Below are 15,954 nucleotides of genomic sequence, written 5' to 3' on the forward strand. Positions count from 1 at the left end.
TTTGCCGTTATCCTTTGAGCGAGCCGATCATGATGCCCTGCACGAAGTACTTCTGCACGAACGGATAGATCGCGAGCACAGGCAGCGTCGCCACGACGATCAGCGAGAACTTGAGCAGGTCGCGCAGTCCCTGCATCGCCGCCATCTTGTTGGCATCCACCATCATGCTCGAATCGATCGAGTTGAGAATCAAGATGTTCCGCAAGATGATCTGCAGGGGAAAGAGGTTGGTCGATTTCAGGAAGATCAGCGCCTCGAAATACGCGTTCCACTGGCTGACCGCGTACATCAGCACGAGCACCGCCAGAATCGGCTTGGAGAGCGGCAGCACGACGCGCCACAGGAAGCCGAAGTCGCTGCAGCCGTCCAGCTCGGCCGCCTCGCCGAGCTCCTTCGGGATGCTCGACTGGAAGAACGTCCGGGCGATGATGACCTGCCACACCGCCATCGCGCTCGGCAGCAGCATCGCCCACCGCGTGTCGAGCAGATGGAGGTTCTTCACGGTCAAGTAATACGGGATCAGGCCGCCGCTGAACATCATCGTCAGCACCAGCAGGCCCATCAGGACGTGGCGTCCGTAGAACGTCGTGCGCGACAGCGGGTACGCCATCATCACCGTCAGGCTGACGTTGATCAGCACGCCGAAGACCGTGTAGAAGAGCGAGTTGCCGTAGCCCGTCATGATCTGCGGATTGGAGAAGATCGCGCGGTAGCCCGCCAGGCTGAAATCGACGGGCAGCAGCCATACGCGGCCGCTGATGACCGCCTGCGGCGAGCTGAAGGACGAGCTGACGATATAGATAAGCGGGTAGAGCACGACTAGCAGAATAAGGACAAGAAACGCGTACACCAGCGCCAGGAACAGCTTGTCGCCGAACGATTCCCGGATGGCGGTCGAACGTGTCATGGCCGATCCCCCTTTACCATAGGCTGCTTTCGGAGAAGCGTCTCGCCGCGTAATTGACGCTGAGCAGCAAAATGAGATTGATGACCGAGTTGAACAAATCGACGGCCGCGGAGAAGCTGAAGTTTGCGCCGAGCAAGCCGATCTTGTACACGTAGGTCGAGATGACCTCCGAGGTGCTCGTGTTGAGCGGATTTTGCATCAGGTAGATTTTCTCGAAGCCCACGTTCATGATCTGGCCGACGTTCAGGATGAGCAGCACCGTCGCGGCGGGCAGGATGCCGGGCAGATCGATATGCCATACTTTGCGGATGCGCGATGCCCCGTCCACCCTGGCCGCCTCATAGAGATCCACGTTAATGCCGGAGAGCGCCGCCAGATAGATGACCGCCCCGTATCCGATGCCCTGCCAGACGTTCGACCACACGAAGATGCTGCTGAAATAATCGGGGATGCCCATGAAATTGATCGACTCCATGCCGAACGCGTTCAGGATATGGTCGACGAATCCGAGCCGCGGCGACAGGAACAGAATGATCATGGACACCATGACGATCGTCGAGATGAAATACGGCGCGAACGTGACCATTTGCACCAGGCGCTTGAAGCGCATGCCGCGGACTTCGTTGAGCGCGAGGGCGAGCAGGATCGGCGCGGGAAAGCCGACGAGCAGCGAATAGAGGCTGATGACCAGCGTGTTCTTGATCAGCACCCAGAAGTTCGGCGATTCGAAGAACGTGCGGAAATGCTTGAACCCGGCCCAGTCGCTGCCGAGAATGCCCTTCACCGGACTGAAGTCCCGGAAGGCGATCTGCGCCCCGTACATGGGAATGTACTTGAAAATAATCAGATAGGCGACCGGTAACAGCACGAGCAGATACAATTGCCAATGCCGCCTTACCCGCTTGCCCCGATCCCTGAGCGCGAGCGATCCGGCGCCGATGGCCGACTTCGTTTTTTTCCTTTCGAGCGCTCCCGTCGTTGCCGGCATGTTGTCTCCCCACATCCTTTCATCCTTCGGTAAATTGGCGTTTGAAGTGCATGGACGCTGAATGATTCCAACGATAACGGAGCGGCGCGGGACGGACAACGGCCACTAATCCACGAAGGGATCATTTTTCCGCTCCCGCGCCGGCGCCGGCTTCCCGGCGGTCGCCGCGCGATTTTCCGATGCCGCTCAATTTTCCCGGCGGGGCTGGTCGGCCTCCCCGTGGGGCTGCCAGGTGTTCTTAGTCCGGCCAACGCAAGCAAAGCAAGCAAGGGCCGTCCGCGAGCAGTATGCCTGCAAGCGGACGGCCCTGTCGCTTCGCCCGTGTATCGCGCCTATTCATGCCCGCGAAGCCCGGGCGATCGGTCGAGCGGCTTCACATCGCGTTGCGTTTGCGGTAATCGACGGGCGAGACGCCCTCCATCTTGCGGAATACCCTTCGGAACGTCGCCGCGCTCGCGTATCCGACCCGTTCGCCGACCTCTTGGATCGAATCCGGCTGCTCCAGCAGGCGCTTCTTCGCTTCCACGATTCGCAGCTGCGACAGATAGTCCAGGAAATTCTCCCCGAATTCCTCCTTGAACAGCTGGCTGATGTATTTGGCGCTGATCCCGAACTTGTCGCCGAGGTATTCGAGCGACAGCTCCGGATTGGCATAGTGGTCTTCGATATATCCCCGGATGGTTTGCAGAAGCTGGCGATGCTGGCGATTGTTGGACAAGCGTTCCACTTGCCCGGCATAGCGCTCCAATGCCGTGCCGAACAGGCGCTGGAGCTCGTCCAGCGTGTCGAACTCCCCGACGGCCTGCAGCAGCGGCGCGGAAGCCTCGTTCATCCATGCGTCATAGTACTCCTTGGAGCCCTGCGACAGCTGAAGGTCCATATGGGCAACGAAGTAACGGCAGAGCCCCGCGATCTCGTTCTTCGGCAGACAGCATCCTCGCATGCCTTGGAAGAAATCGCCGCAGCGCTCCCGCCACTCGTCTTCTTGAAGACGCAGCTGGTCGGTCAGCCTATGGATCGCCTGCAGATGCTTATTGGTTTCCTTGGCCGCCGCGTGCCGCGTCTCGTTGAAGCCGATAACCCGGTTATGGCCGAGCGTCGCTTTGAACGTCAAGGCTTCCAGCGCTTGACGATTCGAGATGCCCGCACCCGAACCGGCTTCGGCCGTCTCGCCGAGGCCGATCGTCACCGAGAACGCCAGATGCTGGTCCACCCAGGAAGCGAGGCGCTCCGCCGTCTCCGCGGCGACGTCTTCGGCCGCGTCCTGCAGGAAGAGAATGCCCGTCAGCTGGAGCGGCGACGTCCACTCCAGCCATAGCTGGATCGGGATCCGCGACGTGAACATCTCGTGGGCCGCGCTGCTGACGACGAATTTGAACAACGACTGATCGCGGCCCGAGTAACGGCCGAACGCCTGCTCCGGATGATCGATCTCGGCGACGAATACCCGCAGCCTGTCGTGCGGCGGCAGCGCGGACGGCTCGATGGCATCCGATTCCCCGTCCGGAGCTTGCAGCAGCTCCCCGAAGAGCGCCTTCTGCTTGCGCGCCGCCGCCTCTTGCGCTTCCTTGCGGAACAGCTTCGTCTGCTCGGCGAAATTGTTGATGGCCGTCTCGATAAACGTGAATTCGTCCACCGCCAGCCTGCCGAGCGAGGGCTTGCCGGACCCGAACTGATCCTGCACGCGGAAGACGAGCTCCGCGATCGGCTTGTAGTTCTTGCGCGAGATGTACACGATCGAGACGCCGCCGGCGAGAAAGACGAGCAGGCCCAGCGCCAGCCAAATGCTCGATAAACTGGAGATCGCGGCAAGCGCCTTGCCGTTCGCGACGCTGCTCTCCGCCTTCCACCCGGTATAGGGCGACGTCTGCCCGGCGAGCACCTTCCCGCTTGCCGGCGCGTCGTCCGAGAAGAGCGGCCGTCCGCCGCGATCGTACAATTGCACGAACGCGCGTCCCGGATCGTACATCTCGCCCAGCATGCTCCGAATCGCCGGCAAGCTGACGTTCACCACGATCATCCCGTCCACGCTGCTGCTGAGCGAAACCTTGTGCACGAGGCTGACGACCTCCTTGGGCTGCTGGTTCGCGAATTCGCGGAACGAACGGAAGCCGCTCCAAGAAGAGGTATAGGACGTTCGGCTGTTCCGCTGGCTGCGGATGAAGGCGCTGTCCGCGAACGCGTCCGCGTTTGCCGTCGCGCCGCTGAACACGATGCCGTCCTTGAACCGAACCAAATAATACGAATCGATCATCGGCATCGCCTGCTTCAGCTGCAGCATCCGATTGACGAGCTGGTAGTTCAGGTAGACGTTGTCCTTGCCTCGCTCGAGGAAGAAATCGTTCAACAGTTTGCCCGTCACCATTTCGCGGATCAACATGTTATCGAGCGACCTTAGGCTGACGTCCACGGACTGCAGCAGTTGGTTCACGAAGACTTCGCTGGAATCTTTCGTATTGCGGTTGTTTTGTTCGACGAGGGTCTGAAAGAAGACGAAGAAGAGGAGGGAGAACATGATGCAGAAAATCGGCAGGTACGACCAGATCGTTTTGCGCAGCCATGTGCGATTCAAGGGCCATCATCCTTTGGAGGGAATTTGAATGCAAGCCTTATCGTGAAACGACATATGTAACCGCATACATTATTATCCATTATACGGCTGCCAGGGCGAATCGTCTTTGTTGTTCTCACCAACGATTTGTCGTTTTTTCCAATCGTTAGGCGGAAATTGCCCGCGCGCATGCCGCTGCTCAAGCCAAAAAGGCTGCCGTCCGGCAGCCTTTCCGATGCGTAATGGATGGTGCGGCTACGGGGCTTAACCCCTGCGCCCTGCTGCTCGCCGCCGCCCGAATCGAATCGCGGCCAGGACATCCGAAGAGACAGCCAGCTGGCCATGCGCGCCGAATCCCGTCCATCGTCAGCTTCGGGCATGCGATGCCCGGGCATCTAACCTGCAAAAAAAAGAGACCCGCGGCAACTGCCTGCGGGTCTAAGGTATATATACTAAAAGGGGGGTCGATTTCCAGTATAGCCTCGCCGCCTTAAGACAAGCTAAAGATCAGATTTCATTTTCCTTACAATTGTCTTACGAATCGGATATCGGCCGAATCGGTCGGTTTGTTGTTCCCGCTTCCCGGAATGGCGGGTTCATGCCTCAATACATGTTATGTTCCATAATCCAAATGGAACCGTAGACGACGACCGCCACGATGAGCAGGCCGAGAATGAGGGTCATGAGTTTATAACGCGGACGCTCCTCTTCCCGCAGATGCATGAAGAACAGCAGCTGCACGGCAAATTGCAGCGCCGCCGTAATCAACAGCACCAGGAACGTTGCCGTGTTCCCGAACCAGTGATTCATGACCGCCAGAATCGGGAAAATCGTCAGGATGATGGAGAGCGCGAATCCGATAACGTATTCCCTGAGCGAGCCGTGGCGTTCGGCATGGTCGCCATGCCCGATCGCGTTATGTTGCGCCATGTCACCTCACCCCCATCAAGTAAACGAACGTGAACACGAAGATCCACACGGCATCCAGAAAGTGCCAGTATAAACTCGTGATATGTACCTTGCGCTGCGTGACCGGCGTAATGCCGTGGCGGGTCAGCTGGATGATGAGCGCGGTGATCCAGCAGATGCCGAGCGAGACATGCAGTCCGTGCGTGCCGACCAGCGTGAAGAAGCCGGACAGAAACGCGCTGGAATGAATCGTGTGCCCCTCGCTTACGAGCTTCAAGAATTCGGTCACTTCCATCGCGATGAAGCAGGCGCCGAGCAAAATCGTCACGATCAGCCAGCCCAGCAGCCCTTTTCGGCTTCCCGCGTTCAATGCCAGCACGGCCAGCCCGCTCGTGAAGCTGCTCGTCAGCAGAATGAACGTTTCGACGATGACGCCCGGCATTTCGAAAATTTCTTTCGCCCCCGGTCCGCCCGCCGTGTGCTCACGAAGCACCAGATAAGTGGCGAACAGCGTAGCGAACAAAATGCAGTCGGTGATCAGAAATATCCAGAAGCCGAATTTTCGAAGCTCCTCCAAATCATGATGGCCTTCATGGCCGCCCTCATGCGCAAACGATGGATGGTGAGCGTGCGCCATTAGACAATCCTCCCTGCCTCTGCTTCGGTACGTTTAATTTCGTCCACCGGAATGTAGTAGTCGGTATCGTAGTTGAACGAATGCGCCAGCATGGTCGCCGCGATGCCGATAAAGCCCGGAATCGCGATCCACAGCCAATGAAACACGAGACCGAAGCCGACCGTAAACCAGCAGATCGCTTGGATAAACGGGATCGACGAGTTTTTCGGCATATGTATCGGCTCGAGCGCCGGCTTCGCCTTGGGCGCTTTCCCCGCGGCGATGCGCTCCTTCTCTTCCCACCAGTCATCTCGGTCCGTCACGACAGGCACTGTCGCGAAGTTATAGAGAGGCGCCGGCGACGGGATGGACCATTCCAGCGTGCGGGCCCCCCACGGATCGCCCGTGGTATCCTTTTCCATAAACTTGATGCTGTGCGCGATCTGCCAGACCTGGAACAGGAAGCCGAGTCCCATGAGGAAGCCGCCAATGGTTGACGTGAAATTCATCGCCCACCAGCCTCTGTCCCAGCCGTACGAGCTAAGCCGGCGGGTCATGCCGTCGAGACCGACGAAATACTGCGGCATGAAGCATACATAGAAACCGATGTTCCATATCCAGAACGCCCATTTGCCGATGGTTTCGTTCAGCTTGAAGCCGAAGATTTTCGGCCACCAGTAGTACAAACCCGCGAAGTAGCCGAAAACGGCCCCGCCGATGAGAACCTGATGGAAGTGGGCGATGAGGAAATAGCTGTTGTGGAACTGGAAATCCGCCGGCGCTGCCGAGAGCATCACCCCGGTCATGCCGCCGACGACGAAGCACGGAATGAATCCGAGCGTCCAAAGCATCGGCGTTTCGAACGATATCCGGCCGCGGTACATCGTAAACAGCCAGTTGAAAATTTTCACGCCCGTCGGAATCGCAATGATCATCGTCGTAATCGCGAAGAAGAGATTGACGTCGGCTCCCGAGCCCATCGTGAAAAAGTGGTGGAGCCAGGTAAAATACGCCAGGAAACTGATGCTGAGCATCGCGAACACCATGGACGCGTAACCGAACAAGCGCTTTCTCGAGAAGGCCGCCACGACCTCCGAGAACACGCCGAAGGCCGGCAGCACGATGATGTACACTTCCGGGTGGCCCCACATCCAGATCAGGTTGACGTACATCATGGCGTTGCCGCCGCCGTCCATCGTAAAGAAGTGCGCGCCCAGAAAGCGGTCCAGGAACAGCAGCGCGAGCGTGACCGTCAGGACCGGGAATGCGACGATAATCGCAATGCAGCTCGAGAATACCGACCACGTGAAGATCGGCACCTTCGACCAGGTCATCCCGGGCGCGCGCATCTTGACGATGGTGACGATGAAGTTGATGCCCGTCATCAGCGAGCCGATTCCGGAAATCTGCACGCCCCAGATGTAGAAGTCCTCGCCTACGCTCGGGCTGCCCGTCAGCTCCGAAAGCGGCGGATACGACAGCCAGCCGGCATTTGCCGAACCGCCGATAACGAAGGACATGTTAAACAGCATCGCTCCCATAAAAAACAGCCAGAAGCTAAGCGAGTTGAGGAACGGGAACGCGACGTCGCGCGCGCCCAGCTGCAGCGGCACGGCGATATTGAATAAGCCGAACATGAGCGGCATCGCCATGAACAGGATCATTTCGACGCCATGCGTCGTGAACACCTCGTTATAGTGCTCCGGCGATAGGAATTTCATATCGGGAAAGGCAAGCTGCGTCCGCATCAGCAGCGCATCGACGCCGCCGCGGAACAGCATAAGCAGCGATGCGATGATGTACATAATCCCGACGCGTTTATGATCGACCGTCGTCAGCCACTCACGCCAGAGCCAGCCCCATTTTCCGAAATAGGTGAGCACGAAGATAATGGCCACCGTCGTCAGCACGATCGACACATCCGCCCCGTAAATCAACGGGTCGCCCGTGACAAAGAACCATGAGACGAAATCCTTTATTGAATCAATCACGGAAGCCTCTCCTCTCATTTGCCATGATTCATGTGCATCGGGTGCGCCTTAGGATCGGATTGCCCGAAGCTGTTTATGTCGTGGGCATCCTTCTGCGCGTTATTGCCGGGCGGCAGCTGGCCGCTTTCCGGATGTTCCGTATGCTCGGCTTTCTTTTCTTCGCTGAGCGTCTCCGCCTTGATGGTGTATCCCGGAGGAGCTCCCCGGCTCGTGGAATATTCATTGACGATTCGCTCGAACAATCCGGACGGTACGGAAGCGAAAGTCATCCGGTTCGAAGGCCCGGGCTTGGCCAGCTGCTGATACCCCTCTTCGGACAGCGCATTCCCGCTATTCTTCGCTTCGGCTACCCATTGATCGAATTCCGCCTTCGAGGTGGCTTTGGCGGTAAACCCCATTTTCGCGAAATCGCGGCCCGTAAAATTGGCTCCGGTCCCCATATAATTGCCGGGTTCGTCGGCTTGCAGGTACATCGTTGTCGCCATGCCCGACATCGTGTAGATCATTCCGCCGAGCTGCGGCACCCAGAAGGAGTTCATCGGGCCGTCCGAGGTCAGCTCGAACTTAATCGGCGTCCGCTCGGGAATGACCAGATAGTTGACGGTCGCGATCCCTTGCTCCGGATACTGGAACAGCCATTTCCAGTCCAGCGACGTGACCTGGACCGTGATCGGCTTGTTGTCGGACGCGATCGGCTTAGCCGGATCGAGCGCGTACGTGTAGCGCGCGGTCACGATGGCCAGCACCAGGATGACGGCGATGGGGATCCCCCACCAGACGATTTCCAGCTTGGTGCTGTGGGACCAGACCGGCTGGTATGGCGCCTTGTTGCCCTTCTTGTCGCGGAAACGCCATATGATCCAGGCCGTAATCACTAACACCGGAACCAGGATAATGAGGCAAAGCAGCATGGTAATGTTAATCAAATCGCGCTGCTGGAGGCCGATCGGTCCCTTCGGATCGAAGACGATCATCGACTTGCAACCCGAGGCAAGCATGACGGTGCCGGCCAAGACGCCGCAAGTGATCAACGGCCGCATGAGCTTTGAAGTCGGCATAAGTTCCTCATCTCCTAAACATCATCTTGGGTTGACTTATTTTTCCCCAGATACCGGATCAATATTACGGCGGCTTCGGCTGGAGGTCATGTCAATAAAGAAGGACTGCTCCCGATGTGAAGGAAACAGCCCTTTTTACGAACCCTATGCAATTGCTTATTCGGATTCCGCCTTGCGTTTATGGACGAGGTTGATCGCCGTGCCGATCATGTAAATGAACACGCTGCCCACCAAAAAGCCGATGCCGGCCATTAACGGGCGATTACTGTCGCTGAAATTCCTGTAATTGGAGATACACAAAAAACCGCCTACGATAAGCGCTATCCATGCCGCGATTTTCATCGTTAGGAACAGGATGTTCCCCTCGCGCTCCGTTTTTTGTCCTGCCGTCGATTTCGTCGTCATGAACGCTTCACTTCCTCCTATAATGTAGCTGCCTTACTATCCTTCCTAGTATGAACAGATTTACGCTATTTTAGTTCGCGGCGAGATTCGGGGATTGCCAGACGGAGAGGTAAGCCCGGCGGTGCATAATGAAAACAAAAAAAGTACCCACCTCTGCATAAGCAAAGATAAGCACTTTTCTTGCATATTCAAAATTAATGAGGGCCCCTGCTAGTTTCGTCATAAAGGCAATGAAGTAAAGGTTCAGAACGTAGGATGGGCGGCATCGACGCGAGTTCCCCCCGAGCCTTGACGACGTTGGCGGTTCTCACTTTCACGGACATGGATTTGCCTCGCAGATCCTCTATCCGCTTCCCCCAACCCTCCGTTCAACGCTGCCCGGCTTCGGCTTCCTTCTCCTTCAGTTCTTCTCTCCATCTCGGCATGAAGCGGTTCTGCTCCGTCAGGTCGCGCAGCTCACGCAGCGACGCGTCCTTGTCCCCTTCCAGCCAGGCGATATCGCTGCGCAGCTTCCTATACCACAGTTGATCCGGCTGTGCCGACAAGGCTTTCGCGTTCTCGGTGCGGGCCACGTCCAAGTATCGAGCGTCCTTCCCTGCCTCGTATTCGGCGAGGTACAGGCGGGCTTTGCGGTCCTGAACGCGATCGGGAGCGATCGCCCATGCGGCGCTCCGATCCAGCTGGCGGACGGCATCCGCCTTGCGATTCTCCGCGATCGCGCGTTCGGCGGCCATCTGGAATCGGGCGGACGCGAACAGCATGACGGAAACGGCCAGCGCCGCGGCAGCGACCAAGCCGGCGGAGGCTTTCAGGACGGCCGCGCGGTTCGGCGCCGGCGTCGCCGCCCGGGCAGGTTCCCTGCGGACGGCCGCGCCCATCACGAGCAAGAGTCCCAGCAAATACGGAAACGACAGCGAAAAATCGGCCAAGCCGTGCAGCAGCAGCGCTCCCATGGCAAGCAGCAGGATTCGGTCGAATAGCTTTTCCCGGCCTGATCGACGCTTCGCCGCCGAGATCCCTCGAGCCATGAGCGTCGCGCAAACGCCGGCGAAGAGCATCAAGCCGGCGACGCCCGTCTCCGTCATGACCTGCAGCGGCTGGCTGTGCACATAGGCGGTAAAATAATCGGCCGACTGATAATGGTATTGCATGGTGCTCCATGCGCCAGCGCCGAAGCCCCAAATCGGCGAATCCAAGAACATGGACCAGGCGTCGCGGTAATAGACGAGCCTCGTAAAGCCCTCTCCCGTGCGTGAAAGCGCCGTGCTCCAGCGGCCGGCCATTCCGGAGCCGACGGCCATCGCGGCGATGCCCAGCACCGGCGCGAACGTCGTCTGGGCCAAGCGGACGGCGCGCCCGGACAGCAGCGCGTCAGGCATGCGAAGGCCGAACGCGAAGGCCGCGGCGACCGGCACGGCGAACCAAGGCGACCAATCGTAGGCCGCCGCCGCGACGATGCCCAGCATCGCGCTCGCGCAAGACCGCAGCCAGAGGGGAAGGACATCCCTCCGGCTCCACGCGTACAACGGGACAAATGCAGCAGCCGTCAAGACCAGCACCGTGCGGGATTCCGTCAAGTATAGGCCGCCGGCGCAGAGGAAGAACGCGGCCTGCAGCCACCGCATGTATACGACGGATCGTTCGCCGACGGATAACGCGAAGGCAAGCAACACGGCGATCAAGAGCAGGATCGCGTAGGCGTTGGCGTAATCGATGAAGCCCGCCAGCCGCCCGTCGACGAACCGGCCCGTCGCGACGGCAAGCGGTACGGACAGCGCCGTGAACGCGACAAGGAGCATCCAGATCCGCTCCATGGCGATTCGCGGCACGGCCGACGCGAAGACGTACAGCGGAATCAGGAGCGCCGTGCGGACGAACGCGGTCAACGCCTCGCGGTGGTCGGCGCCGTAGCCGATGCCGGCTCCGTATAGAACCGTCAGCGCCAACAGCGCATAGAGGAGGCGGTCGTGCGTCAGCCGTTTCCGGGCCAGGCCGACCAAGTACCCGAGCGCGGCCACGATAGCCGCGATCATCATTTCATGCTCGAATATAAAGCCGCGGAGAAAAGGACCGCAAGCCAGGAACAGCGCCAGCAGCCCGGTTTCGAAAGGTACGGCGCGAAGAGCGGTAGATCGTTTCGACATGGGAATCTCATCCATCTTTCTGCATCGAATACGGGAAGAGACCCGATCGCTCGGGTCTCCGTTTTTCTTTACTTAACGCGCTGCGCGGCGCAGCAGATTGACGAGCATTTGGGCCGCTTCCGCGCGCGTCGCCGAGCCTTTCGGCTTGAACAATCCGGCGGCGTCGCCCTGGATCAGGCCGTTCGCGTACGCGAGCGCGACGGCGTCCGCCGCCCAGCTGCTGATGGCCGCGTCATCCTTGAAGGCCGACGCCTGCGCAGCCGAAGCGGTTACGCCCAACTGCTTGAAAGCATTCGCCAATATGACCGCCATCTCCTCCCTGGAGATGGTTTTGTTCGGCGCGAACGTATCGGCGCCGATGCCTTGAATGAGCTTATGTTCGTAAGCGGCCGCGACATCGGACGCGTACCACGCGTTCGCGGGCACGTCCTTGAAGCCGGACGAACCGGATGCCTTCACTCCGAGCGCGTGCACGAGCATCGCCGTGAATTCGGCGCGGGTCACCGGCTTGTTCGGCGCGAACGTCGTCGCCGTGACGCCCGTGACGAATTGCTTCGCCGCCAGCTCTTCGATCGCGCCGCGCGCCCAGTGCGATGCGCCGACGTCCGCGAAGGCTTTATGCACTTCCAGCACGCCGTATTTGCTGAAATGGGATACCTTCGCCACCAGCTTGCCGTTCGCGCGCTCAGCCGGAACATAGGTCAGGCTGCCGTCGTCCGCGATGTAGTACACATTCGTCACATGCGGATCGGCATTCGCGTTCACGTCGAACGTCAGCGTAATCGGCGCGTTGAACGTCGAGAGCAGCGCAGGCTTGCCTCCCTTCGGCGTGATCGACAGCGTGAGGTCGTACACCGTACCGGCCGCGCGAACTTCCATGCCGGTTTCCGCGTGGACGGCGCCGGGCAGCGCGTTCGCGCCGATCGGCTTCAACGTCAGCGTGAATTGCGCGTCGGACAGCTGTTCGCTGCCGACGAGCCCGGCCAGCTGCTGCAGCACGGCCGGCGGGATCGAGACCTTGCCGTGCGAGCCCGCAAGCTCGAGCGTGCGGGTCGCGCCGTCGCCGCTCAGCATGCTGCCCGGCATGACGGCCGCCTCGCTGTCCTGAATCGGCAGCGTGACGACGCCGTTCACCGGCGCCGGAATGTCCTCCGGCTTGAAGGTCACGGCATTCGGCGCTGCCGGCAGATCCGTGTCCGAGTCGCCGACAGGCACCGCGCCGCCGGGAGCGCCGCCGCCGCCCGGAATGCCTCCGCCCGGGCTGCCTCCGCCCGGATTGCTTCCATTACCGTTATCGGCCGAAACCATGAAGGAATTCGACACGATGGCCTCCTCGTTCGGCCCGACAGGCTGGCGGTACGTGATGGAGTACGTGCCGGGCGCCAGGGTCTTTGTGATTTCATTACCCTCTGGCCAATTGTAAGCAATAGATTCGTATACCTTGCTTCCCATGCTGTTCTTGATCGTGACGATACCGGGAACGAGCGAATCAAACCCGTCCCTCGCATTCTTAACAGATGTGTTTTGCAGTTCCAAGTCTCCGCTGAGTAGTTCAGGGTTGACATTTAGAACGGTTTGCCCGTATGCCTTGTGCGGGCTGACAAGTAGCGAGGAGTTCGCGACATCAATGTGACCACTATACGGAACGGTAGTATCTTCGTCCATATCATAGGCGCTCCTTGTAAGCCAATCTTGTTCCCATGGCACCTCATCCGAACTTTGCGTGTTCATGACGAAGAAAAATCGCTGCTTGCCTGGACTGACATAGGCCTTGTCCATAAAACGATGAAACGAATAGCTGTAACCATTTTGGCCGGAACCCTCGATACGGACATCGAAGGCTGTAAACGGTCGATTTCCTTGGAGCTGCAGCAGGTGCATGCCCGGATTGGTAACCGACCATTTCCCCGTCGCGGAATCAACGTGTACGTCCCTCCTTAAGCTGTACGCGGTAGAGGCTCCGTCCCATCCATTGATGACAAGACCAAAATCTTGCGGATTCATCAAGATTTTACCATACGTTAAAGTACCGTTGAACCAATCAGTAACATTTACCTGCGTACGGTACGATTTCCCATATCCGGGAACCGGAAACTCGATCTCCGTCCTGTCGATCTGCAGTTTATTCGGTAAATCATTGGTTTTCGGCTGAATGATCCCTGCGGAAGACGCAGCGTCGATCTGCTTCAAATTCTTGAGCTCGGCGCCTGTCAAAACCAATTGACGATAGTAAACGACATTCCCTATAGATGAAGAATTTAAGTTCAAAACGACATGCAGGGCATACTTCCGGTCGGAAGCCAGATCCAGATCGATTGGAAGCTTTAATATTCCTTGATCGACCCAGATATAACCAAGGGATTCCGTACCTTGTAAAGACTGGAGGTTTGCTTCCCCGTAATTATTCGCGAGACGGTACCCCGCGGGCAGCGAGATCGGAATTTGTTTGTAATATTCGCTGTAATCGCTAATCGATAGATTGGCTTGCCCAGTCAGCTTGACGACATCCGTCGGAAAGTTCTGATGCGTAAGTTTCAGTGCGAACTCGCCTGCGTTCATCAAGAGATTCGCTTGTACCAGCACGGGCGATTGCGATGGCAGCTTATCCCCGAAAGCTTGATTGGACGAGTCGTACAATTGATAGTCGAGTACGGATCCGGCTGCCATCGCCGAACCTTGGTTAGCGGCTGCGGCAACCGCCTCGTAGATGAATCCGTTCTCCCCGTCGGTCTGAACCGTCATGTTCTGGTTCTTCCCGGCGTTATCCACCATGAATTGAACTCCCGACGCATCCACGCTGTCCGCGATCTTCGCTACCGCCGCGTTCGCTACGTCGATCAAGGCGTTATCGAATTGATCCCTATAATCGGTATAGACGCGGCGATTGACTACGCCAACAGCGAAGAATTGTTGCTCCGACCGCTTATTGACGAAGTCGCGGCCGACCTCGAGCGAGACATCCCGATTCGCAGCCGTCAGCGATTTCGCAAACGTGTACCGATAGCCTTCGGATTCAACGTAATACGTAGCCGTTAGATCCATTCCCTTACTCACCAAATAGCGATGTGCGTAACGCGCGTCTTGCGTTAACCTCCCATTGATGTCCACCCTGCCGTTATCCAGCGACGAGGCGGGTTTAATCTCGATCGTCTCGCCGTTCAAGTCAACCGTTTGCGCACCTGCTGCAGGATTGGCGACTCCGGACAGGAGGTATCCGGTATCGTTGGCGGTATCGTACAATTTCGTGATCATGGAAATCGGATTGTCGGACTGTACATAAAGCTCAGCCTGATGATTGTCGCCGAACAAGGTCAGCATAGGCCAAGCGGACAATTGATTCCGGTCGTCAAGTACGTTGAAGAACAGCTCGTCGCCCGATTTTGCCTGAATCGCCTTCACCGTAATATGCTTCAATTCGGTGCTGTTAAATTGAATGTCGCGATCTTCGCGAGACACGGCGCGGTGATAGACGACCTCGTGTCCTCCATCCGAAGAGTCGCCGACGATTTCTAGTTCGTAATTGCGCCCTTTCAGCAAATCGTTATACGGGATAACGATCATTCCGCTATCGGACATATCCGTGTCATAAGTAAGAACCGTTCGATAAACCGTACCGTCATTCATCCCGTCATTCCATGGCGGGAGCTTCTCGAATAGATAAACATGCCCGTTCGCCAGCGGTTGGCCGGCTTCGTTTTGGGCATGAACGACCAGCCCCTTTCCTTCATAGCTGTCGCTGATAACGAACGGTTTTGTTACGATAATCGGCTGATCAAAGCCCGTCAGCGAAAGTTCCATCGTATAGGATCCGTCTTTAAGCGGAGGCGCAAACGATTGATCGATGCAGCACCAGCCGTACATATCTTTCTCTACTGCGGCATTACCTTGAACGTCCGACACTTTAACATGCAGGTCAGGTATTTCCGAGCCAATGTTTCCGTCAGAAAAAAAAGCATAATTCAACTTAAATGCCCCGCTGGTCACGGCAACATCGGCCTTGATACGATCCGGAGATAGATTCAAAGCGGAGATCGATGCCTGCGGTTGACGATCAATGACCAGCACAGGGACTTCTTTGGGATTGAATGCGTCGTCGTTCCATGAAACAATGCGTTCGCCCCCTTCAACGTCATAGCGCTGAACTAAATCAAGCCGATATATACCGTTTGAAGCGATCAATTGATGAACGACGCTGAGTGAGGCTCCCCCACCTTCCCGCGACAAATTGAATCCTACGAAGGTCTCGGGTACTTGGGTTGTAGATGCCGCGTTCACGTCGTCTTCATTAAAGGTAAACACTGTGCCCGGTGTAACTTCAAGCGTTTTGTTTAGAAAATAACCTTTTGAGTCCTTCGTCCCCGTTAAACTTAATTCAAGCTTGCCGG

Annotated in this window: 10 protein-coding genes; all 10 read right to left on the minus strand. The window is 57.8% G+C overall.

The features are described 5' to 3' along the window. Positions 1-7 precede the first annotated feature (7 nt). Positions 8-907 carry a carbohydrate ABC transporter permease gene (locus tag GT019_RS07630; RefSeq protein ID WP_161742495.1) on the minus strand — a complete coding sequence of 300 codons (900 nt, stop codon included), beginning with the start codon at positions 905-907 and terminating at the stop codon, positions 8-10. 13 nt (positions 908-920) lie between these two features. Beyond that, positions 921-1,895 carry an ABC transporter permease gene (locus tag GT019_RS07635; RefSeq protein WP_161742497.1) on the minus strand — a complete coding sequence of 325 codons (975 nt, stop codon included), beginning with the start codon at positions 1,893-1,895 and terminating at the stop codon, positions 921-923. 373 nt (positions 1,896-2,268) lie between these two features. After that, positions 2,269-4,467, minus strand: coding sequence for a helix-turn-helix domain-containing protein (locus GT019_RS07640; protein WP_161742499.1), 2,199 nt, complete (start codon positions 4,465-4,467; stop codon positions 2,269-2,271). 582 nt (positions 4,468-5,049) lie between these two features. Continuing rightward, a complete protein-coding gene (gene cyoD, locus GT019_RS07645; RefSeq protein WP_161742501.1) occupies positions 5,050-5,376 on the minus strand; it encodes a cytochrome o ubiquinol oxidase subunit IV in 327 nt (108 codons plus the stop codon). A gap of 1 nt (position 5,377) precedes the next feature. After that, positions 5,378-5,992: a cytochrome o ubiquinol oxidase subunit III gene (cyoC, locus tag GT019_RS07650; RefSeq protein WP_161742503.1), complete on the minus strand. Its 615-nt coding sequence runs from the start codon at positions 5,990-5,992 to the stop codon at positions 5,378-5,380. Further along, entirely contained in the window at positions 5,992-7,962 is a 1,971-nt protein-coding gene (locus GT019_RS07655; RefSeq protein WP_161742505.1) for a cbb3-type cytochrome c oxidase subunit I, read from the minus strand. The genes cyoC and GT019_RS07655 overlap by 1 nt, the downstream gene beginning before the upstream one ends. Before the next feature lie 14 nt (positions 7,963-7,976). Further along, positions 7,977-9,020: a ubiquinol oxidase subunit II gene (gene cyoA, locus GT019_RS07660; RefSeq protein WP_161742507.1), complete on the minus strand. Its 1,044-nt coding sequence runs from the start codon at positions 9,018-9,020 to the stop codon at positions 7,977-7,979. A 156-nt stretch (positions 9,021-9,176) separates the two neighbouring features. Further along, positions 9,177-9,425 carry a hypothetical protein gene (locus GT019_RS07665; protein ID WP_161742509.1) on the minus strand — a complete coding sequence of 83 codons (249 nt, stop codon included), beginning with the start codon at positions 9,423-9,425 and terminating at the stop codon, positions 9,177-9,179. 368 nt (positions 9,426-9,793) lie between these two features. After that, positions 9,794-11,569: an O-antigen ligase family protein gene (locus tag GT019_RS07670; protein WP_161742510.1), complete on the minus strand. Its 1,776-nt coding sequence runs from the start codon at positions 11,567-11,569 to the stop codon at positions 9,794-9,796. 72 nt (positions 11,570-11,641) lie between these two features. Further along, on the minus strand, positions 11,642-15,367 hold the full coding sequence (locus GT019_RS07675; RefSeq protein ID WP_161742513.1) for an S-layer homology domain-containing protein: 3,726 nt from the start codon (positions 15,365-15,367) through the stop codon (positions 11,642-11,644). Positions 15,368-15,954: the final 587 nt, after the last annotated feature.

Origin of the sequence: Paenibacillus glycinis (assembly GCF_009909185.1) — a bacterium.
GTDB lineage: Bacteria > Bacillota > Bacilli > Paenibacillales > Paenibacillaceae > Paenibacillus_Z > Paenibacillus_Z glycinis.